The 23,185-nt window shown below is 39.6% G+C and carries 11 protein-coding genes; 5 read left to right on the top strand and 6 right to left on the bottom strand.

The window, feature by feature from the left end; genetic code table 11:
* Positions 1-37: 37 nt before the first annotated feature.
* Entirely contained in the window at positions 38-1,120 is a 1,083-nt protein-coding gene (locus OKW21_RS12015; protein ID WP_277479726.1) for a DUF6807 domain-containing protein, read from the top strand.
* On the opposite strand, the gene OKW21_RS12010 is transcribed toward OKW21_RS12015, so the two are convergent.
* Complete coding sequence (locus tag OKW21_RS12010) at positions 1,117-1,521, bottom strand: response regulator (protein WP_277479725.1); 405 nt, start codon at positions 1,519-1,521, stop codon at positions 1,117-1,119. The two genes, OKW21_RS12015 and OKW21_RS12010, sit on opposite strands and share 4 nt — an antisense overlap.
* A 259-nt stretch (positions 1,522-1,780) precedes the next feature.
* Between OKW21_RS12010 and OKW21_RS12005 the strand changes: the two genes are divergently transcribed.
* Positions 1,781-2,722: a D-2-hydroxyacid dehydrogenase gene (locus OKW21_RS12005; RefSeq protein ID WP_277479724.1), complete on the top strand. Its 942-nt coding sequence runs from the start codon at positions 1,781-1,783 to the stop codon at positions 2,720-2,722.
* Here OKW21_RS12005 and malQ read toward each other — a convergent pair.
* Genes malQ through treZ form a run of 4 tightly spaced genes read right to left on the bottom strand, consistent with a single transcriptional unit; the run spans position 2,694 to position 11,356 of the window.
* Positions 2,694-4,229 carry a 4-alpha-glucanotransferase gene (gene malQ / locus OKW21_RS12000; protein WP_277479723.1) on the bottom strand — a complete coding sequence of 512 codons (1,536 nt, stop codon included), beginning with the start codon at positions 4,227-4,229 and terminating at the stop codon, positions 2,694-2,696. The two genes, OKW21_RS12005 and malQ, sit on opposite strands and share 29 nt — an antisense overlap.
* A gap of 8 nt (positions 4,230-4,237) precedes the next feature.
* Entirely contained in the window at positions 4,238-6,988 is a 2,751-nt protein-coding gene (gene treY / locus OKW21_RS11995; protein WP_277479722.1) for a malto-oligosyltrehalose synthase, read from the bottom strand.
* 48 nt (positions 6,989-7,036) lie between these two features.
* Positions 7,037-9,496: a DUF3536 domain-containing protein gene (locus OKW21_RS11990; RefSeq protein ID WP_277479721.1), complete on the bottom strand. Its 2,460-nt coding sequence runs from the start codon at positions 9,494-9,496 to the stop codon at positions 7,037-7,039.
* A gap of 39 nt (positions 9,497-9,535) precedes the next feature.
* Positions 9,536-11,356: a malto-oligosyltrehalose trehalohydrolase gene (gene treZ, locus OKW21_RS11985; RefSeq protein ID WP_277479720.1), complete on the bottom strand. Its 1,821-nt coding sequence runs from the start codon at positions 11,354-11,356 to the stop codon at positions 9,536-9,538.
* Between the two features lie 340 nt (positions 11,357-11,696).
* On the opposite strand from treZ, the gene OKW21_RS11980 reads away from it, so the two are divergent.
* The 3 genes from OKW21_RS11980 to glgB are packed head-to-tail and all read left to right on the top strand — an operon-like array spanning position 11,697 to position 19,000.
* The gene (locus OKW21_RS11980) at positions 11,697-13,658 is read left to right on the top strand and encodes an alpha-1,4-glucan--maltose-1-phosphate maltosyltransferase (protein WP_277479718.1); all 1,962 of its coding nucleotides are present in this window, start codon (positions 11,697-11,699) and stop codon (positions 13,656-13,658) included.
* A gap of 19 nt (positions 13,659-13,677) precedes the next feature.
* Positions 13,678-17,034: a maltose alpha-D-glucosyltransferase gene (gene treS / locus OKW21_RS11975; RefSeq protein WP_277479716.1), complete on the top strand. Its 3,357-nt coding sequence runs from the start codon at positions 13,678-13,680 to the stop codon at positions 17,032-17,034.
* Positions 17,035-17,086: 52 nt separating this feature from the next.
* Positions 17,087-19,000 (top strand): 1,4-alpha-glucan branching protein GlgB, encoded by a 1,914-nt coding sequence (gene glgB / locus OKW21_RS11970; RefSeq protein WP_277479714.1) that lies wholly within the window; start codon positions 17,087-17,089, stop codon positions 18,998-19,000.
* A gap of 44 nt (positions 19,001-19,044) precedes the next feature.
* Here the strand turns inward: glgB and OKW21_RS11965 are convergent, their stop codons facing one another.
* Positions 19,045-23,172 carry an ELWxxDGT repeat protein gene (locus OKW21_RS11965; RefSeq protein WP_277479713.1) on the bottom strand — a complete coding sequence of 1,376 codons (4,128 nt, stop codon included), beginning with the start codon at positions 23,170-23,172 and terminating at the stop codon, positions 19,045-19,047.
* Positions 23,173-23,185 lie beyond the last annotated feature (13 nt).

Genomic DNA, 23,185 nt, shown 5'->3' with positions numbered 1-23,185 from the left:
CTAGGATTAGCTTACTCAGCCTTATTTTTTTTATGCCATGAAAATAGCCTTTTCCTCCCTTAGCCTTATCATTTTTCTCTTATTCAGCTGTCAATCAGAAACCACAAACGCTGAGCAGGAAACAGAGGGAAGTACTGACAAGCTAAACAGCAAAGTCAGTTTTGATCATAATGAAACCCAAAAAATTGTAGAAGTCAGCATTGATGGTAGGCCTTTCACTGCTTATCGTTACGATTCTGCACTGAAAAAACCTGTTCTTTTTCCAGTAAGAGCTGCGAATGGCGTGACGGTCACCCGAGGTTATCCCCTTGAGCCCAGGGAAGGTGAGCAGGTCGATCATCTGCATCATGTAGGACACTGGATGAATCATGGTGTTGTAAATCAGGTTGATTTCTGGGCAAGCACAGCTGAAACACAAAGCAGGGCTGATAAAATATACGGTTCAATCGTTCATCGCGATATTGGAGCTATGGAGGAAGGGGAGCAAGGCAGTCTCACTTATGTTGCTGATTGGATCAGTGATGAGGGAGATACGCTACTGCTGGAGGAAACCAGGTTAGTATTTGGCGGAGACGGAAACTTCAGGACAATAGATAGAATTACAACCCTGAGCGCACTAAAAGATACAGTTACATTTGAGGATTCTAAAGAAGGTATGATGGCATTCAGAGTTGCTCGCTTTATGGAGCAGCCTTATGATGAACCTCAGCAACTCATTGGAGATGAAGGGCAGATCAATGAGGAGGAAATTATTGACAATACCGCGGTCAATGGTATGTATTACAGTAGCAAAGGACAGGAGGGTGATGCTGTATGGGGTACCCGAGCAAAATGGGTGATGCTAAATTCAGATCAGGATAGTACGAACTATTCAGTGAGCATAATGGATCATCCTTCAAATGTAAATCACCCAACACATTGGATGGCGAGAGGTTATGGACTGTTTGCAGCAAATCCATTGGGAAGTGCGGCCTATACGGAAGGCAGAGAGCAGCTGAATTTCCAATTGGAACCTGGAAAATCAACTACTTTCACTTACCGTATTGTGATTCATCATGGAAAAAAATTAAGCAGTGATGAACTTAATGCAAGTTATGATGAATTTGAAGCAGCTTACTAAAGCTCATCCAGATATTTCTTTTTAATTATTTGAAAATTTTCCTGAGCAGTTTTTTTAATAAACACATCAGTCAGACATGCAAAAGCTTCTAATTTATGTCTATCTCTTTCAGCAATGTTTGCACTTAGTACAATGATTCTTGTCATGAGATATTTCTGGAAAAAAAACGATTCGTATATATTTAGAAAATCAAATCCATCAAATCCTGGCATAAGCAAATCGCATATGATGATGTCAGGGAAATTTTCAGAAGAACAGGCATCCAGATATTTAACAGCTGAAGAAGCATCAGTAAATATTTGTAATTCTAACTCTGGATGATTCATCTTTATCCACTCTGAGGCTAAAAAATTATTGATTTCATCATCATCAATCATTAATATTTTTTTTGTAGATATCATGATTATAGCTTTAAAAATTACAGCCCAAAGCATTATACTCGGAGCTATATAGTATTTTATTACTATAGACAACTGCAAAAAAGACACAAATCGCAAGAGAGATTAATGATAAAAGAGAAAATATTTAAATTATTATTAGAATATATAAATACTAAGTTGTACTAAAACAATTTTTTGAACGGCAAGGTGAAAAATACTGTCCCATTCTTAAAATAAACCTTAATAACAGCTTAATGCTAATCACCATCATATTTTTGACATGAATATTACTTTTCTAGACACCAAAACTGTGGGAAATCTCCCCAATCTGAACATATTTGAGGAATTTGGAAGATATACTTCCTATGAAACTACCCAGCCTGATGAAGTAAAAAAGAGGTTAGCAGGACAGGACATTATCATTACGAATAAGGTGAAAATACCGCGTGAGGTAATGGAACAAAGCCCTGACATGAAACTGATTTGTGTGGCGGCAACCGGTACCAATAATGTTGACCTGGAAGCTGCAAAAGAACTGAATATAGCCGTAAAAAATGTTGAGGACTATTCTACGGCCAGCGTTGCCCAGCACACCTTCAGCATGATACTAAGCCTGCTAAATCAGCCTACGTTACATGATGAATATGTAAAATCAGGAGCTTATAGTAAAAGTGATATCTTCACCTATCTGGGTTTTCCATTTTGGGAGCTTCAGGGCAAAAGATTGGGCATCATAGGATTAGGAAATATTGGTAAAAAAGTAGCGGAAATCGCTGAGGCATTTGACTGTGAAATCGTATACTATTCTAGTTCAGGAAAAAATCGGCATTCAACCTATCAAAGACTGGAGATAGAAGACCTGATGACCAGTGCAGATATTATCTCTGTACATGCGCCGCTGAATGATGCCACACGAGATTTGATCAATTACGAGAAGCTCAAAATGATGAAAAAAGATGCCATCCTGATCAATACCGGAAGAGGTGGTATCATCAATGAAGTTGATCTGTGCAAAGCATTAGACCAGAACCTTATCAGAGGAGCTGCTATGGATGTGTTTACCCAGGAACCCATTGCCAGAGAGCATCCATTCGTCAAGCTTAAGCACCCCCACAAAATTCTGCTTACTCCACATATAGCGTGGGCAAGTGTTGAAAGCCGGACTCTGCTCCTCAATAAAGTGTATCAAAATATCAAGGCATTTTTACTGGATCAACATTAGGTCGGTGCCTGTCATAAAGGGTTAGTAATTCTTTTATTTTTCTGGCTTGCTTGCCATCTGCCTGTTGGGGTTTCATTCTCCAAAGCCAGTTTCCTTGCGCGGTTGAAGGAACGTTCATAATCGCTTCTTTTCCTAAACCCAGAAAATCCTGCATAGGGATAACACATAATTTTCCCACAGAGGACATCGCAAGACGTACCATATGACTGGCCGCGTTTTTTTCATTTACCGTACGGTTGATGTACTTGCTAAAGTTTTTTTGCTCTTCAGGAGCAGCTTCACTATACCATCCCAGGCAGGTATTATTATCATGAGTACCCGTATATACTACTGAATTTGGAACATGGTGATGAGGAACATATGCATTTTGAGCCATGCCTTCTCCAAAGGCAAAAAGTAATACTTTCATGCCAGGAAGTTGAAACTGCTCCATCAGATCATAAACTGGCTGGTCAATGTCACCTAAGTCCTCAGCGATAATAGGCAGCTCAGGATACTTTTTATTTAATTTTTTGAAAAACCTTTTACCCGGCCCTTTTTTCCAACTGCCGTTAATTGCTGTTTTTTCGCCGGCAGGAACTTCCCAGTAGTCTGAGAAGGCACGAAAATGATCCAGGCGGATCAGGTCAAACATATTAAGATTATGGTCTATTCTGTCTACCCACCAATCGTAATTTCGCTTTTTTAATTTTTTCCAGTCAAATACAGGCATCCCCCACAGCTGGCCGGTTTCACTAAAGTAGTCAGGAGGTACACCAGCTACTGCTTTAGGTGATTTATCATCGTCTAATTTAAAAATTTCTGTATGTGACCAAACATCGGCGCTATCCTGACCTACATAAAAAGGGAGATCACCAAAAAATAAAATGCTCCGATCTTTGCAGTATAGTTTAAGCGTTTCCCACTGCTGGAAGAATACAAATTGAAGGAATTTTTCTTTATAAATTTCCTTCTTTAATTCTTTCCTGAATTTTTTCAGGCTCTTTTTATCTCTATCTCTGAGGTCTGTTGGCCAATCATACCAGGCTTGTGATCCGAAAAAATTCTTAATGGCCATGTAATCAGCAAAGTCCTCCAGCCAATACGCCTGTTCATGACAAAACTTTTTAAACAGCCCGCTTTGTCGGGGAGTAGCGTTTTTGCTAAAGTTTATGAATGCTTTGTCAAGGAATTGTTTTTTTAACTGAATCACTTTTTCAAACTCTACCTGACTTTCACTGAAGTTGTACTTATGCTCTAAGTCCTGAACCTCCAGATAACCTTCATCCATAAGTAATTCCGGACTGATGAGCATGGGATTACCAGCAAAAGCGGAGAGTCCGCTGTAAGGAGAATATCCACTATCTCCTTCAACCGGGTTGAGTGGTAAAATCTGCCAGTAAGTGAGTCCTGACTCCAGCATAAAATCAGCAAACTTATAAGCTTCAGGCCCAAGGTCTCCAATTCCGAAAGCTGAGGGTAGAGATGTAATGTGCAGAAGTACTCCGCAACTTCTATTTTTTAGCATAATTTGGTTTAGTCTTTAATCAGCAATGCTACAGGAAAATTAGCGAGAATCTCAGCTACTGAAGCATGCTCATGAAGTATCATTTTTTTATTTGTAAACAGATGATGCCATTCACCCTGGGCATCACCCATATGTAACGTACTATCTTTCCAACAATCTGTACCTATTGGCAAGTGGTTTTTAGTTGGTAAACCGCGCGTATTTAACGGAATCAATACTAAAGCTTCCCCTTGACCAGTGACTCTTCGGAAAGCTAATAGCTGATTTTTATGCGCTTCACTCACTTCTACCGCTTCATACTTACCTTCATCAAAGATAGGCCTATACTGTTTTCTGGCATTGAGTGCCTGATACATTGTAAATAGCTTGATATTTGGGTGAAGTAGGTCATCACAAAGCTCATCAAGAAGTGATTCGGCTTGTACTTGCCATTTGGCTTCTAACGCTTTAAAGCTAGCCTCTCTTTCCTGATAATTCACGGGCCTGCGATTATCAGGATCTACCATGCTTAGGTCCCAGTATTCAGTACCCTGATAAGTATCAGCTACCCCTGGGGCTGTCAACCTAAGGAGCGTTTGCCCCATGCTATTAACTGCTCCGCTCAAAGCTATATCTTTGGCAAATGAAGTGAAGTCCTGCATAAAAGCATCATTTTTCATGATCTGCTTTGCAAAATCTAAGAGTGCGTTTTCGTAATCCTCATTAGGATTTGCCCAGTTTGTATGAACCTTAGCTTCGCGTAGGGCTTTCTGGAGGTATGCTTCCAAACGTTGAGGATATTCATCCGCTTCAGGAGAGATATGGAAGGGATATGTACCTACTAGCGTCTGGTATAAAAAATACTCATCATTTTTATCTGGAAGCCTGGAGCCAGCCTCCTTTGAGAGAAATTCTTCGTTCAGCTTTCTCCAGTTGTCTACTTTTGTATGCCACACTTCGGGTATCTCACTCACTACATTTATGCGCATACGGGTATCTTCACCCCGCTTCGTGTCGTGGGTTGCCGTAGTGTTCATGGTACGTAAGTCGCGGGAATGAATAAGAGTATGAAACTCCTCTACCTTCATACCTAAGTGAGCAGGCGTATCTCCTACTTCATTGTGTGAAATCAGGGGGAAATATTGGTAAAAAGTAGTGTCCTCAACTCCCTTAGCTGCCAAAGGACCCGTAAATTGTTGGGACCTCATATTAAAGTACAATTTGTCGCTGTTGCTTTTCGCATCCCTGTCATCAACGCCATTAAAAATATCTCTAAGACGCTGAAAGTAAATTCCTAATTCCGGAGCATGATCTTCAGCAGTTTCAAAAGTGCTTTTGAGAAGTTTCAACGCTTCATCAGAAAAAGGCAACTTTCGGTCATAAATGCGATACACCGGGAAGGCAATCAAAAAATGGCCGAGTGCCTCTTTCAGTTTCGTTTCGTCTTTAACCGTATCACGAGCAGGGATGATATCCAAGTGCTGCATCAGCCGGAAAAGGTTGTCCAATTCACCATACATCCGCTTGTTGAGAATAAAGCTTTTGTTCTGATAGACCAGCCTTTCATAATCGGTGTCAGCGATACTTTTTTGGTATTGAGATAGTAACGCATGCCCTCCCTCTTTATTCGTAAAAACCTGATTTGAAAGTGCCAGGTAATCATATCCACTGCTACCTTCAATAGGCCAGTAAGCGGGCATCAGTTCATTACCTTCAAGAATTTTTTCAACGACGATATATGCATCATCGCCGACTAAGCTTCGCAAGCGTTCCAGGTAAGAAGTTGGATCCAACAGGCCATCCACATGATCTACTCTTAGCCCCTGAATCAATTCCTCATCCATCAGTCTTTTGATCAGTTGATGATATTCATCAAAAACCTGCTGGTCCTGCATATTCAGACAAATCAGGTCATTGACAGTAAAAAATCGCCGATAGTTGATTTTTTCTTCAGTGATTTTCCAGTGGCATAACCTGAAATACTGTTCGTTGAGTAAATTGCTCAGCATCACACTCTTGCTATTTACATCACGGGTTATACTTTGTAAAGCTTCCTCTACTGCCTGATACTTTTGACTTAAGCTGATCAACTTATGCTTATAATTTTCCCAGCCATCTACTTTTTTTCCTTCCTCAGGTAGCGTGTTGATAAATTCTTCAACGCTTTTAGCCAGTGAAAAATACGCTTTGGTCATTACTTCATCCTCAGATTGCTTGCTGACTAATTCAGAAACCTGCGATAACAAGTATGCATAACTTCGCATACAAAGTGGGAAGCTATGATCATAGTAATTGATGGAAAAGCCCTGCGTATCAAACTTGAGTTGTATTTCTCCTGCCTCCAGGACCTCCTGCAATGGAGCGCCGAGTGTAGGAAGCATCAGTTTGCCGAAAAACTCTTCTTCATGATAGTGCCAGTTGATATCAAAAAAGCGGTAATAGTAGGAGTGGGGGCCTTTTTCTAAGATATCGTAGATCCAGGGATTATTAGAAGATAATGCCATGTGATTGGGCACTATATCCTGAAGCCAATCCATGTTTCTTGCCTTTAGCTCACGACCGATGGCTTTAAATTCATCAATTGTCCCGATCTCGGGATTGATCTCCAAGGGATTAAGTACATCATATCCATGCATGCTTCCCGGGTTTGCCGTAAAAAATGGAGCAGCATAAATAGTAGAAATTCCCAAGCGATCCAGATAAGGAATAATTTCTTTCAGTTGCTGAAAGTTGAAATCCTTATGGAGCTGTACCCGGTAGGTAGCTCTGGGTAAATACATAGCTTATTTTGATTTAGGTTAAAAAATACAAGTAAACTGTAATTTTGATTATGTAGCCATCAGCGATCCTTCAGTAATTTTAATATTCAGGTGGGAAAAAAGTTCATTAAAATTATCAATCCACACAGTGGCCTCTTGATCTCCTATTTCACTTTTTTCCAGATAATGCTGATAGTTGTTTCTTCTTAGCTGAAATGCGAAATTCTGTGCCTGCCACAAATCGGGCGTGAGCTGGACTTTTTTCGTAGCCTCCATAAATTTACTGATCTTACTCATCAGGAGTACATCTTCTGGAGAATTTTTAAGCCTGCTCATCAGCCCGTTTATTTTTTTTGCGGCCAGAAAGTCTAATCCCACTTTATTCACTTTCACTTCCAGTCTTTTGAAGCTTTCTACAATCGCATTCAGCTCTTTATAATCAATATCGTCTTCTTTAAAAATTTCTTCAAGTTTGGCATTGATGGTGAAGTCACTGCAAAACTTCAGTGGGGTAGGGGGAGTTAACCCAAGTTCTTTCATGGCCTGCATCAAAGAATAATTATCTTCATAAATATCGGAGAAACTGCTTTCAATTGATTTCATGGTATGCCCCATTACCTTGTCCAGTATCTTTTTCTGGTCCTCTTTAAAGAGATGCCAGAATGAATAGTTATGGTTGCCAAAATGTTTATCCATCAATACAACCACTTCATGTACGCGACTTTTTTCAAATGCATCACGAATTTCATTCATCATACTTTCGTAGGAGGCTTCGTTATTAAATTCGCGCACACCGCCGAACAAGTGGTGATCACCCAGGTGAAGTATGGAGTAGCTGATCAGGTTTTCTTCCCAGCTTACTTCAGAAGTTAGCTTTGCTTTACCAATGGCCAGGGAATATTTTCCGGCTTCGTAAAACTCATAATGCTCGGAGTCCACATCAAAACTATAAACTTTAGACTTTTCAGGATACTCAAAAAAGAGGGAGGAAATCGCGAAATGCGCCCCCACCCGATGCATGTCTACAATAGAGGGCTTTACAAATTTTTCGTAGGCAGCGGCAGCATTTCCATACTCAGGAATATTACTTGGACACTTTTTCAATAGCCTGATAAATTCTTTTTCATAATTCTTTTCACCAAGGTCCTGTGCAAGCTGTATCGCGCGGGCAGCATATAAAATATCCTGTAAGGTTTCTATCCCTGTTACTTCATCAAAAAACCACCCACAACTGGTGTACATCAACATACAGTGATACTGAATCTCCAATAGCTTAAAGAACTTAATCTGCTCCTTATGGCTTAGAGGTTTCTTTGCATGAAATTTCACAAACTTTTCAGTGTTTTCACGTGAGCGATCCAGAATGACATCTATGTAGGCATTACGGACATCCCAGGGTTTACGTACCAGCGTATTCATTTCTTGTTCAAAGAAAATAATCATTTCGTCTCTAAGCCAGTCAAAAGCTTCACGTAGTGGTTTCCTCCATTTCTGATGCCAGTTGGGATGTCCTCCGGTATTGCCACCCCCATCCTCTGACCATCTTTCCAGGTGAGGTGTACTACTCCAGGCAGTATTCTCAATGATCTGGGCTTCATATTCAGGAGGAAATTTTTCCAGATACTCTCCATATACCGTCAGGTTTGCTTCTTCATTATGCTCAATATGATGCAAGCAGTAAGAGAGTCCCATCTCACCCAGGCGGTGGTGATGTCCGTAAGTCTCTCCGTCAGTAGCGATGTGCATGAGCTGAGGGGTATTTGTCTCATCCTGCATATCTAACTGACCGGTGAGCCGGTCCGCGAAAATTTTTCCGTTATTAAGTAGTCCTTCAAAAGCTATTCCCTGAGAGACAGGACCATCATAGAAAAACAAGTTAATTTTTCTACCTGAAGGTAATTTACAAAGATAAGGGCAGCGGGGGTCAACTTTAGCTCCGTTGGCATCTATCCATTCCTTCTCCCCAATCTTCCTCACATTTTTTGCCTGATAGGGAGAGAGAATTGTAAATTTAATGCCATACTTTGCCATGACTTCCAGGGTATCTGTATTTACCGCTGTCTCGCTAAGCCACATGCCTTCAGGTTTTCTTTTAAAGCGATGTTCAAAGTCTTTAATGCCCCAGATTACCTGCGTTTCCTTATCCCTACGATTAGCCAATGGCATGATTATGTGGTTAAAAGACTGAGCAATCGCTGAACCATGGCCTGAGAATCTTTTCAGACTTTCTTTATCCGCAACCAGAATAGCCTTGTAAGTTTCAGGATCTTTATTTTTCATCCACTGCATCAGCGTTGGACCGAAATTAAAGCTCATCCGGCTGTAATTGTTTACGATATCTACAATCCTCCCTTCACCATCCAGAATCCTGGCTGCTGAATTTCGGGAGTAACATTCGGAAGAGATTCTTTCATTCCAGTCATGAAAAGGATAAGCGGAATCCTGAACTTCAACGGTGTTCAGCCAGGGGTTTTCACGGGGTGGCTGATAAAAGTGACCGTGTATACAAACAAATTTATTTTTACTCATACCTGTAAATATCTGAGTCAGTTTATTGGGCGATACAAATTAAAGCGTGATATTGGATAATACTAGTACGGAATTCGGGTTAAGTATGAGTTGTCCCTCCCCTTCTTTTTTTGAAGAAGGCTTCTCACCCGGACCCAACCACTTTGAGGCAGATGAGTCAAGCAGCTTATACAACTCAGGTTGATTTTTGAGTTGGTACTTAGTTTCCTGACTGCCAAAATTCATCAATGCAATTAAGAGATGGCCCTCATCATCACGTCTGTGCATGATGATGAGTTTATCCTGTAGGATGAAATCGCAGAAATCACGCTCAGTTACATGCATGGCAGGATGTTGTTTGCGTATGCCTATCAACTTTTGATAAAACTGAAGCATCATCTTATGCTTTTCTCCTTCTAAGTTCCAGCTTAATGTTGAGTTTTTGAACGTTTGTTCAGATTGTGGGTCAGGGGTTTCAAGGCCTTCTTTTTGAAAATAGGCAAATTCACTTTTTCTACCCTTACGTACTGCTTCTACCAGTTCAGGGTCAGTATGACTGACAAAATACTGGAAAGGCTTTTCTTCAGCATACTCTTCACCCATATAAAGCATAGGCACGTAGGGGGAAAGAAGTACTGCTGCCGCGGAAAGCTTGAGTGTTTCATAAGAGACAAGTTGGCTTAGCCGATCGCCCATCATCCTATTCCCAATCTGATCATGATTCTGGCTGAACACTACAAACTGGTGGAAAGGGTTTTCTTCTGCACTACTTCCAAATGTTTTTTTTCTGTGCGGTGAATAAATACCATCGTATACAAATGTCTTCTCAAATGCTTTATGTAGATGATGCATCTCACCAAAATCGCTATAGTAACCATCTCTTTCAGTGGTGGCTATTGCATGCAAAGCATGGTGAAATTCGTCTATCCACTGTCCTGTAAGCTTATAACCTCCTTTATCAGAAGGGTTTATGTAGCGGGGATCATTCAGGTCACTTTCTCCAATCAAAGTTAGTGGTCTTTGCAGCCTTCTTTCTAAAGCTTCTACTTCATCTGCCAGTTCCTGTAGAAAATGTTTCGCCCCAAAATCTTTGATCGCGTGTACTGCATCTAACCTTAAACCGTCCAGATGAAAATTATCCAGCCACATCAGCGCATTTTGCAGGAAAAACGAACGGATATGATCGGAATAAGCGTCATCAAAATTGATGGCCTTGCCCCAGGGAGTACTGTATTTATCTGTAAAATAAGGTCCGTATTCAGAAAGGTAGTTTCCCTCAGGTCCCATATGGTTGTACACTACATCCAGCAGAAAGGCTATGCCTTTTTGATGACAATGATTTACAAGTTTTTTAAGTCCATCCATCCCACCGTAAGAATCCTGTACAGCGAATGGAAATACACCATCGTAGCCCCAGTTTCGTGTGCCGGGAAATTGGGATACCGGCATTATTTCAATTGTATTTATGCCCAGCGACAGCAGATAATCAAGCTTATCAATGATACCTTCAAAGGTGCCTACATCGGTAAAGGTACCTACGTGAAGTTCATAAATGATCATTTCATTCATAGACAGGCCGTTCCATTCATCATCAGTCCAATGGGAATACTGCCGGTCAAGCACCTGACTTTGACCATGTACGCCCTTAGGCTGGCTAATAGAAGCCGGATCAGGACGAGTGATTTCACCATCAAGTTCAATAGCATACAGATCTCCGGGGCTAACATCAGGTGCATTTGCCTCCCAATATCCTTTATTATCTTTAGCAAGCGCTATTTTTCTTGCTTTGTTGATGATAATATTTACCTGATTGCGATGAGGTGCCCAGACTGAAAAGTTGCATGAATTGGCCTGATAATAAGCACCGACTAATTTTTCCATAAAAAAATCTGATTAACTGGTTTTAAAAACAGCTTTCTTAAAACCAAAGTAAGTTGTGAAATATACGTATGATTAATAACTTAGGTAGTATATTTCCTTGTTCGCGAATAATTTTTTATCATATTAGGAAATATGTAATATATAACTGAATACTCACCGAATTTGATACGATAAAAGAATAGAGATGGGTGAAATTTATGCTTAATTCTGCAATTCAGTGATCAAAAATAAATTAATTAAGATATACTTTATGTATAAATAACAATCTAGTATCTACTGCTGTTTACGTAATATTGCAGAGATTTTTTTATTTTTTTATAACTAACCAAACCTTATCACTTTGCAAAATATACCAGGAAGACAAAGAGTTGTCATAGAACACCTTTCACCTCAAGTAGAAAATGGTCAATTCCCGGCGAAAAGAGCGCTTAGCGAATCTATTGAAGTACAGGCTGATATATATTCTGACGGACATGACATTGTAAAAGCAATATTGCTCTACAAGCATGTAGATGATGAAAAAATGCAGGAGATCCCAATGCAGTTTATTATCAACGATCGTTGGAAAGCTAGCTTTACACCAGATAGGATCGGCTTTTTTGAGTTTACCATTTTAGGTTACGTAGATCATTTTGCTACATGGCAGTACGGTATCAAGAAAAAATATGAGGCCCAGCAGGATATCCATGTTGAATTGCTGATAGGGGCTGAGATGCTTGAGAAGACAGCTAGTCAGCTAAACGATGCGGACAAAGATCAACTTTATGCTTGGGCTGATACCCTCAGGAGGCACGATCACCAGGACTTTATTGATCAGGCGGTTTCGCTGGCATTGAGTGATGATGTTACCGGGATGATGGACAAGCATTATGACCGTTCTGATGCAAGTACGTATCCTGAATATCTGAAAGTAGAGGTAGAACGTAACAAAGCGATCTTCAGCACCTGGTACGAATTATTCCCAAGATCAGCAGCGTCAGAGCCCGGCCGCCATGGTAACTTTCATGATGTGGTGAAGCTTTTACCCGAAATTCAAGCGATGGGCTTTGATGTAATTTACTTGCCCCCTATTCATCCTATAGGTAGAAAGTTTCGTAAAGGGCTTAATAATGCGCTTAACGCTAATCACGGCGACCCCGGTTCCCCATGGGCAATAGGCGCAGAAGAAGGAGGACACAAAGCAATTCATCCTGAACTGGGGAATATGGATGATTTTCAACATCTGATTCATGAAGCAGAAAATCATGGAATTGAGCTTGCTTTAGATATTGCTTTTCAGTGTTCACCTGACCACCCATACGTAAAGGAACATCCACAATGGTTTAAATGGAGGCCTGACGGTACGGTTCAATATGCTGAAAATCCTCCGAAAAAATACCAGGATATACTGCCGATCAATTTTGAGAATGATGATTGGCAGAACCTATGGAAAGAGCTCAAGAGTGTGATACAATATTGGGTAGACCATGGAATCAAAATTTTCAGAGTAGATAACCCCCATACCAAATCTTTTGCCTTTTGGCAGTGGGCCATAGGAGAGATCAGAGCGTCTCATCCTGAAGTAATATTTTTAGCTGAGGCATTTACTCGCCCGAGGGTGATGGAAAGGCTTGCAAAAATTGGGTTTAATCAATCTTATACTTATTTCACCTGGAGAAATGATCCCTGGGAAATGCGAGAGTATCTCTTGGAACTCACCAAGGGGCCGATGAGAGACTATTTCAGACCCAACTTCTGGCCTAACACACCAGATATTCTGCCCCCAGTCCTTGTACATGGAGGTGAAGCGGCTTTCATCATGCGACTGATACTGGCAGCAACCCTTTCTTCCAACTATGGTCTTTACGGCCCGGTATATGAGTTTGGACTTAATACACCTTATCCCGGAAAAGAAGAGTACCTGGATTCAGAAAAATATGAGATCAAACATTGGGAATGGCATAAAGAAACCAGGACAAAAGAGATCATTACCAGGATCAATAAAATTAGAAAAGAAAACACTGCCTTACAGCATACATTTAACATTCACTTCGCAGAATCTGGTAATCCTAACATTTTGTGTTTTGGAAAGTACGACGAGAAGACCAACAACAAAATTATCGTTGCTGTGAACATGGATCCTTACAACCGACACGGTGCTTCAGTGAGGATTCCTGTGGAAGAAATAGGGATAAATCCACATGCACCCTATGTAGTGTATGACATGTTAAGTTACAGCCGCTACACCTGGCATGGTGACTGGAACTATGTAGAATTAGACCCGTATCAGATGCCAGCCCATGTATTTAGAGTTGAACAATAATTAGTACTACACAACAAATATGGCCAAAACAATTCAATTGGATGACAACCTACATTGGTATAAGGATGCTGTTATTTACGAACTGCACATTAAAGCTTTTAAAGATAACAATGGTGACGGAATAGGAGATTTTAAAGGCTTACTGGAAAAACTAGACTACCTGCAAGATCTGGGTGTAACTACCATCTGGCTTTTACCCTTTTATCCTTCACCTCTTCGCGATGATGGTTACGATATTATGGACTACTATAATATCAATCCTAATTATGGCAGCATTCAGGATTTTAAAAAATTCATGAAGCAGGCCAAAAAAAGAGGGCTGCGTGTGATTACTGAGTTAGTAATCAACCACACCTCAGATCAGCATCCCTGGTTTCAGAGAGCACGTAAGGCTAAGCCCGGTTCAGTAGAGAGAGATTTCTATGTATGGAGCGATAATACTGATAAGTATAGTGATGTGAGAATTATCTTTCAGGATTACGAAGCTTCTAACTGGACCTGGGATCCGGTAGCACAGGCATATTACTGGCACCGCTTTTTTTACCATCAGCCTGACCTGAACTATGATAACCCTGCAGTAGTAGAAGAGATTTTCAAGGTATTAGACTTTTGGGTAGATATGGGCGTAGATGGCTTCAGGCTGGACGCTGTTCCTTATCTATTTGAGCGCGATGGTACTAATTGTGAAAACCTTCCCGAGACACACACTTTTCTTAAGAAACTTCGCAAGCACGTTGATAAAAAGAAACCGGGTACGCTTTTGTTAGCTGAGGCAAATATGTGGCCAGAAGATTCAGCATCCTATTTTGGCAATGGAGATGAGTGTCAGATGAATTACCATTTTCCGATTATGCCGCGTATGTTTATGGCGGTAAGGATGGAAGATCGCTACCCGATCACAGACATACTGGATCAGACCCCTGAAATTCCGGAAACATGTCAGTGGGCAATGTTCTTACGTAATCATGATGAACTTACCCTGGAGATGGTGACAGATGAGGAAAGAGACTATATGTATAAAGTCTATACCAAAGATCCGCTGGCAAAAATCAACCTGGGTATTCGTCATAGACTGGCCCCCTTATTGGATAATGACCGTAAGAAGATAGAGCTTATGAATCATTTGCTCCTGTCTCTTCCCGGTACCCCGGTGATTTACTATGGTGATGAGATAGGCATGGGAGATAATTATTACCTGGGTGACCGTGATGGTGTACGCACACCCATGCAATGGACGCCAGATCGTAACGCAGGCTTCTCAGAAACTAATCCTCAGAAACTTTATTTGCCAGTCATCCTTGATCCCGAGTATCAGTATGAAGCTGTTAATGTGGAGACACAGCAGAAGAATTCCAATTCCTTACTGTGGTGGATGAAGCGGCATATCAGTATGCGTAAAAAGCATAAGGCATTCAGCAGAGGGACTATTGATTTTCTTTCGGCTGAAAACGCTAAAGTACTAGCATTTACTCGTACTTATGAAGATGAGTCAATTCTGGTATTAGCGAATTTATCCCGCTTTTCTCAACCTGTGGAACTGGACCTGGAAGAGTTTAAAGATCATGTGCCTATAGAAATTTTTAGCCGCAATAAGTTCCCCAGAATAGGTGAAAATCCGTATTTGTTTACCCTGGCACCTCATGGTTACGAATGGTTTTTGCTTAAGAAACCTCAACTTATGGAGTCTACCGGTGATGGGGTGCAAGAAAAATTAGTAGCTAACATTAGTACCTGGACAGACATCTTAAAGCCCAAGACCTTAGCTTCTATTGAAAGTATGCTTCCTGACTATCTGGTTAAATGTCGTTGGTTTGGAGGTAAAGCGAGAGTGATCCAGAATGTAAGTGTAAAACATCATGCGAATGTCCCTCTTGAAAGTTCAGTAGGGGCTTTCCTTGTGATTGAAGTAAGCTATAACGAAGGCTTAAATGAATACTATCAATTACCTGTATCGTTTATAGCGGATGAATTTAGTGGATTTTTAAGAAGCAATTTCTCTCAGGGCTTGATTGCTCCCATTCAAATTGACGGACAAAAAGGTTATCTGTATGATGCTGTATACAATGAGGCTTTTCGTCAGATGCTTTTCCAAATTATGGTTAAGAAGAAGAAAAGCAAAGAGAATGCCTCTAACCTCATCGGAAGTGCTGATAAATCTGCCGCCAAGCTTTGGAAAGAGAAGAATAAAGATATTAACTCTAAAGTCCTTAGTGCCGAACAAAGTAATACATCTATCATATATGAAAAGGATTATTTCTTCAAGCTGTATCGTAAGCTGGATGCCGCTATCAATCCTGACCTTGAGATCACTCGCTTCCTGACCGAAACTGCTAATTTTATGAATGTACCTCGTTTCGTAGGAGCATTGGAGCTTGATATCAATAAACAGGACAATATGGTTCTGGGGATGATGCAGGAATTGGTAGATAATCAGGGAGATGCCTGGACATACATGAGTGATGTTGTACGAAGGTACTTTGAGCGGGTATTAATAGAACAGTCTGAGCAAAAGAACGCTCCTGCCATGAAGGGTAGCCTGGTTAATCCGGTAGGATATGATAAAATCCCTGAGAAAATCAGGCAGTTTATGGGGGGCGCTGCCACTGAGAGATCATCCTTATTAGGCCTGAGAACTGCTGAAATGCACCTGGCATTGGCTTCTTCAACAGAGCTTAAGGATTTTAAGCCTGAAGCATTTTCATTGCACTATCAAAGATCTGTTTTTTCTTCCTTGCAATCTTCTGTACGTGGTACCTTCCAGGTATTAGACAAAACACTTAAGAAGCTGGATGAGCCGGTACGTAAAGAGGCAGAAGACATCAAGGCTATGCGCAAGGATATCCTTAAATGTATGCAGCAGATATATTCACATAAGATAGATACCATGAAAATTCGTGCTCATGGGGACTATCATCTTGGTCAGGTGCTCTTTACCGGAAGAGATTTCATCATACTTGATTTTGAAGGTGAACCGGCACGTGCTTATAGTGAAAGAAGGCTGAAGCGCTCTCCACTTAGAGATGTGGCCGGAATGATACGCTCTTATCATTATGCTGCCTATAACGGACTTTTCAGAACTGAGGCTTTCACCAAAGGTGAAGCTGAATATCTGGATGACTGGGCTGAGCAATGGTATCATTATATGAGTGGCATCTTTATGAAAGCATACATTGAACGGTGTAAGGGAAGTAACTTTTTGCCTGACAATCAGGAAGATCTGGATATACTTCTTCAGACTTTTCTTCTTGAAAAGGCAGTATATGAATTAGGTTATGAGTTGAATAACCGCCCCTCATGGGCAATCATCCCCATGAAAGGGATCAAATACATCATGAAAAAATTCATGGAAGATGATGCCAAAAAAAGTTCTAAGTAGCAGGGCATAGCAATTTTCTTTTTAACACAATAAGATTAAAAATATTTTTTTTATGGAATCTTCTCATATTACACGCCTTACAGAGTTTGATATTTATCTTTTTAATGAAGGCAAGCATTATACTTTGTATGATAAGCTCGGTTCGCATCTGATGAACAAAGATGGTGTTGACGGTACATATTTTGCCGTTTGGGCACCCAATGCCGAGAAAGTAACGGTAATTGGCGATTTTAATGAATGGAACAGAGAAGCTAATCCTATGCTATCCCGATGGGACAATTCGGGAATTTGGGAAGTTTTTGTACCGAATATTGGTAAAGGGACACGCTACAAATATTTTATCCGCTCTAATAATAATGGCTATGAAGTAGAGAAGGGCGACCCTTTTGCAATTCATTGGGAAGTACCTCCTCTTACAGCTTCTGTAGTGTGGGATAGAGATTACCAGTGGAATGATGGAAAATGGCTGGAAGAAAGAAAGAAGAATGTAGGTGAAGATAATCCTATGTCAGTTTATGAAGTTCATATTGGATCGTGGAAGCGAAAAGGTGAAGATGGCAAAGAGTTTTTAAGTTACCGGGACCTGGCAGAAGATCTTCCAGGCTACCTCAAATGGATGGGGTATACGCATGTAGAGTTTTTACCGATTATGGAGCATCCGTTTTATGGTTCCTGGGGATACCAATGTACAGGTTACTTTGCTCCCAGTAGTCGCTACGGATCCCCTCAGGATTTCAAATACCTGGTAGATCGCCTGCATGAGGAGGGCATAGGCGTTATCCTGGACTGGGTACCTTCTCACTTCCCCAACGATGTTCATGGCTTGCATTATTTTGATGGTACACACCTTTTTGAACATGAAGACCCACGCCAGGGATATCATCCTGATTGGAGCAGTTATATTTTCAACTACGGAAGAAATGAAGTCAGGTCATTTTTGCTCAGTAGTGCGCTATACTGGCTTAAGGAATACCATACAGACGGTCTTAGGGTAGATGCTGTTGCCTCCATGCTTTATCTGGATTATTCACGGAAAGAAGGGGAATGGATCCCCAATCAGTTTGGAGGAAGAGAGAATATTGAAGCCATTAACTTTTTAAGAGACTTCAATAACGCGGTAGACGAAGAATTTCCTGATGTGCATACTATCGCGGAAGAGTCAACTGCCTGGCCCATGGTCTCCAGGCCCACACAAATTGGTGGTTTAGGCTTTGAAATGAAATGGATGATGGGGTGGATGCATGATACATTGGATTATTTTACCAAAGAACCTATATATCGTGCCCATCATCAGGGAGAAATTACTTTCAGCCTGATGTATGCATTTACAGAAAACTTCATGTTACCATTATCACACGATGAAGTTGTCCATGGAAAGGGTCCTCTTATTGACAAAATGCCAGGTGACGAGTGGCAAAAGTTTGCTAACCTACGTGCTTTGTATGCATATATGTATGCACATCCGGGTACCAAACTTTTGTTTATGGGAGGGGAATTCGGACAGACGCAAGAGTGGAAACATGACCATAGTTTGGATTGGCACTTAAACCAGTACAAACCGCATGGTTCATTGCAATGGATGGTTAAACAACTCAATGAGTTTTACCATTCAGAACCTGCCTTTTATGAATTTCAGTTTCAGCCCGAAGGGTTTGAGTGGATAGATATTAATGACTGGCAAAATTCAGTGATCAGCTTTGTAAGAAAAGGACATCAGCAACAAAATAATGTCTATGTGGTCATCAATTTCACACCGGTTGTGAGGGAAAATTATCGTATCGGTGTGCCTAATAAAGGGTATATGAAGGAAGTATTTAATACTGATGATGTTGAGTTTAATGGAAGCGGAGTTTTGAATAGCGGTTCCTTAGAAACTTTACCTATCCCGATGCACGGCCAGCCTCGCTCAGTGAACCTTACTTTACCACCTCTAGGAGCTGTTTTCTTAAAATATGAAGATGGTTAAATTATTTACAAACAAGGCTACCTTGTAGTAGCCTTGTTTGTACCTCAATTCTTTATGATCTTAAATATTTCTACTTTATGTGATAGGGAAATTTCCACAAAAAATATCCCATTTTTTTCATTTACTATATCAATATCAATAATGTTAGATGTTACTGATGTATTGTAAATAGGTTCTCCAATCACATTATAAATTCTGATTTTTGCATTTTTATAATGATATTCATTTAACTTAATTTTAATATTTCCATTGCTTGGATTAGGAAACAATTCAATGGCTTGAGGAAGTGTTTGCTCATGAATAGAAGTAATAGGGTATTTATTACTTTCATTTTCAATGATATTTATTGACATTATTTCATCCAAAGCTGGTTGAAAAAACTCATTTCCTTTATCGGAAGCGGTAATTGTTAAGCTGCCTGCCTTTAAAGCTATAAGTATATTATTATTTAATTTGACTAATTCTGGATCATCTGCTTTTAATAGTACCTTTTGATCTGAAGAAGCCGCAGCAATAAGTATTAATGTGTCACCTACAATAATTTCATCGGGACCCTCAAAAGTAATAAAGTTGTCTAGCTTAGCTACTTTAAAAGTAATGGTATGTGTTAATGCTTTAAAGAAAGCATTCCCTTCATTATTTGCAATAATAGTTATGCTATCACTACTACTTTTAAAAGTAAGCTGGTTTTCATTTAGTATTGCTGGATCTTCAGTTCGATAACTTACTTTAATCCCTATATTACTTGTATCTGGAAGTACTATTTTGGATTCTACATTTATGTTGCTATAATCTGGGAGAAAAATTTTTTGCGTAGCCTTTTCAACAAATATACTAGCTCTTGCTATGCCATCTCCTAATAAATCATTATCAGCACCTGTAGCACTCTGTATATCAAAGTGTACAATTCCTACTGTATCAGGCATAAATAATAAGCCTCTTGATGCAGTATTGGCGTCAATAAAAGAGTCCTCAGTAATTTCTAATTTTCCTGTATAGTCATAAAGTTTTCCATGTTTTATGTTAGTAATTTTAAAATGACTGACATCACTTCCTATATCAATTTCATTTGGACTGATAATGAGACCAGAGCTGTTAAACTGACCATAGGTAGTGTTTGCAGTGCTCACAACAGGTTCATCAGGAATGGGAAGAACATCAATTGTCATTTGATAACTTTCATAACTAAAGCTTTTACCGTCACTTACTTTGAAGTAAAAATATGCTTGAGCTTCACCCCATTCATTTCTTTCTCCTACAAAACATAGCTTAGTGATATCATCAGCAGATATTGCTTGTTGATTACAAATAGTTTCTCCTGCATCAACGGCACCGTTGAGGTTTTTGTCCAAAAATAAAATACCTTGCTGAACATCACTACTGATCATTAAAGCTGATAATGTGTCAATAATATCCTCATCAATGAATGTAAAATGCTGTTTTGAGAAATACAGAAGACGATCTTCTTTACCACTAATGCAATTATCTTTTGAAGTTGCCAACTCATTGTGCAAATCATATACCCATAATTCTTCACCAACATTGGAATTGGCACTAAATAATAGTTGCTGATTTAGCTGAGTTTTATTTGCGGGTGCGCTGCCTAACGTTCCGGGATAAAGATCTCCAACAAGCACAGTACCTGTTTCAGTACCATCTGAAACCCATAATTCAGCTCCATGTACCCCGTCATTTGCAGTAAAATATAGTCGGTTGTTTATAAATATAAAGTCTTCCGGATTACTATCTCCATTAAGGTTAATATTTTTGACCATTAAAGTGCCTTCCGCTGTTCCATCACTTTTCCATAGCTCTTTTCCATCTTCACCATTGTCTGCTACAAAGTATAGGGTGCCATCAGCATCAAAGAGTTTTTCCGGTCCATTACTGTAATCTACTCCTGCTTTAATTTCCTTAAGCAGTATAGTGCCATTTTCTGTCCCATCAGTCTTCCATAACTCGCGACCAGAAATTTCATTAAATGCAGAAAAATAAAGAGAACTCCCGCAAACTACCAAATCCTTTGGGTTCCCTCCAAGGTAACTATCTGAGAGGTCAGTAACTTTAACTGTACCCTTATCAGTACCATCACTTTTCCACAGTTCACTCCCGCTACCATCATCAGCACGAAAAAAGAGAGTATTATCATAGTCAATAAGATAAAGAGGGTTGCTACTTCCTGAATATCCTGAGCCTGATTTGATATCTTTAACTAGCTGTGTACCATTTTCAGTACCATCACTTTTCCACAGTTCCATACCATGAACCTCATCTTCAGTGACAAAAAATAATAGATTATTTGCAGTGGTAAAGCTATGAAAGTCAGTGAATGCATGTGTAGAGGATGCAATGTCTTTTACCATCACAGTGCCTTCACCTTGTTGTGTTCCATCGCTTTTCCATAATGCACGTCCATTTTTGTCAGCGGCGGTAAATAATAAGGTTGTGTCATTAAAACTAAACAAATTCTCAACCCTTGCTCCACCCACTTCAGGGTAGATATGCTTAATAGTAAAGCTTTTACCACTATTCGGGCTAATAGTAGATAAATCATTAGAATATTTAAATCCTCCAGTGATATATATTCTATTAAGTTTGTTAAAATTAACTATTGGATTTGATTCATGCATATAGTTTACCCATACATCTTGATGAACTCTATTTACATCTTCCCCATCAGTCTTCCATAATTCCTTAGTATATTCACCATTTGCAGAAAAATAAATAAACCCATGACTATAGGTCAAATGTTCAATATTGCTTCCTGAGCCATTTTTATTAATATCTTTAATAATTTTAGTATTTTCTTCAGTTCCATCACTTTTCCAGAGTTCCACACCATTTAAGCTATCCCGATGTGCTAAAAAGAGCTGCCCATTCACATTGGTAAAATTACCTGATTTATCTGAGGTTTGGAGTTGATAAATTTCTATGATTGAAGTAGTACCTATCTCTGTACCATCTGTTTTCCATAAGTAAGTTCCATCATCAGATAATGCTGAAAAGAACAACTGCCCATTAATATCAGTTAGATTTTCAGGACGACTCCCTCCAAAAGAATTAATATTTTTAATCATTTGAGTTCCAACTTCAGTACCATCTGTTTTCCAGACTTCAGCTCCATCGGTATCATTGCTAGCTACAAAATATAATGTGTTACCTGAAACTACGAAGTTGGTTGGACCTATTCCACTTTGCTGAGAAGCTAAATCTTTGACCTTTGTAGTACCCTGATCAGTTCCGTCACTTTTCCATAGATCATAACCTGTTCCATCATTAGCACGAAAATACAATTCTTGATTAAATTCAGTTAAATAATATGGGTAGCTATCTCTTGGATTAGATGTTCCAGGTTTGATATCTTTAACAATCTTGGTTCCTAAATCTGTACCATCCGTTTTCCAGACTTCTAAACCATTAATTTCGTCATTCCCCACGAAGTATAAAGTTGAATCAATTGCTAACATATATGAGTAAGAGGCATCAACTGCATATACTATAGAAGTTGTATTTCCATTATATTTCCATAATTTGACTTTATAATCGTTATGGTCAAGGGCCGAAAAATAAAGTGTACCATCCATTACTGTAAGGTGCTCTGGACTTTCACTTAAGGTTGTTTTTGCATTTTCTCCTTCTACCATCAATGTACCATCTTCAGTACCATCACTTTTCCAAAGTTCGTAAGTATTGTCACCATCTTGGGCCGAAAAATAAAGTTCTCCGTTAAATTCTGTCCACTCACTGATACCACTTTCATTACTCCCATTATTAATATCTTTGACCATTACGGTCCCCACCTCAGTACCATTTGATTTCCAGAGTTCTAATCCATGTATGCCATCATCTGCAATCAGGTAAATCTCTTCTTTAAATATTGTCAAATATGTAATATTATTGTAGGGATCTTCTCTAAAACCATGATGTGATCCAGGATTAATATCTTTGACCAGCACCGTCCCTACTTCAGTACCATCTGTTTTCCACAATTCGCGTCCGTGTAAGCCGTCATCTGCAATGAAAAATGTGTATCCATCAATGTGAACAAAATCTTCAGGATTACTTGAAGCACCTGAAGGATTGACATCAAAAAGTAATCTTGGATTGACTTGAGCTGTTAATTTATAGTGAAGGGAAAAAACAATTGTAACAATTAGTAAAATATGTTTCATAGTTGAATAAATT

The organism is Catalinimonas alkaloidigena, assembly GCF_029504655.1.
Classification (GTDB): Bacteria; Bacteroidota; Bacteroidia; order Cytophagales; family Cyclobacteriaceae; genus Catalinimonas; species Catalinimonas alkaloidigena.
Note: the sequence above shows the minus strand (reverse complement) of the source record. Positions and strands in the feature narration are given on the sequence as shown.

What these genes read in the sequence shown, in the direction of transcription:
- OKW21_RS12015 (WP_277479726.1), top strand. Translation starts at nt 38, where the DNA reads ATGAAAATAGCCTTTTCCTCCCTTAGCCTTATCATTTTTCTCTTATTC.
- OKW21_RS12010 (WP_277479725.1), bottom strand. Translation starts at nt 1,521, where the DNA reads ATGATATCTACAAAAAAAATATTAATGATTGATGATGATGAAATCAAT.
- OKW21_RS12005 (WP_277479724.1), top strand. Translation starts at nt 1,781, where the DNA reads ATGAATATTACTTTTCTAGACACCAAAACTGTGGGAAATCTCCCCAAT.
- malQ (WP_277479723.1), bottom strand. Translation starts at nt 4,229, where the DNA reads ATGCTAAAAAATAGAAGTTGCGGAGTACTTCTGCACATTACATCTCTA.
- treY (WP_277479722.1), bottom strand. Translation starts at nt 6,988, where the DNA reads ATGTATTTACCCAGAGCTACCTACCGGGTACAGCTCCATAAGGATTTC.
- OKW21_RS11990 (WP_277479721.1), bottom strand. Translation starts at nt 9,496, where the DNA reads ATGAGTAAAAATAAATTTGTTTGTATACACGGTCACTTTTATCAGCCA.
- treZ (WP_277479720.1), bottom strand. Translation starts at nt 11,356, where the DNA reads ATGGAAAAATTAGTCGGTGCTTATTATCAGGCCAATTCATGCAACTTT.
- treS (WP_277479716.1), top strand. Translation starts at nt 13,678, where the DNA reads ATGGCCAAAACAATTCAATTGGATGACAACCTACATTGGTATAAGGAT.
- glgB (WP_277479714.1), top strand. Translation starts at nt 17,087, where the DNA reads ATGGAATCTTCTCATATTACACGCCTTACAGAGTTTGATATTTATCTT.
- OKW21_RS11965 (WP_277479713.1), bottom strand. Translation starts at nt 23,172, where the DNA reads ATGAAACATATTTTACTAATTGTTACAATTGTTTTTTCCCTTCACTAT.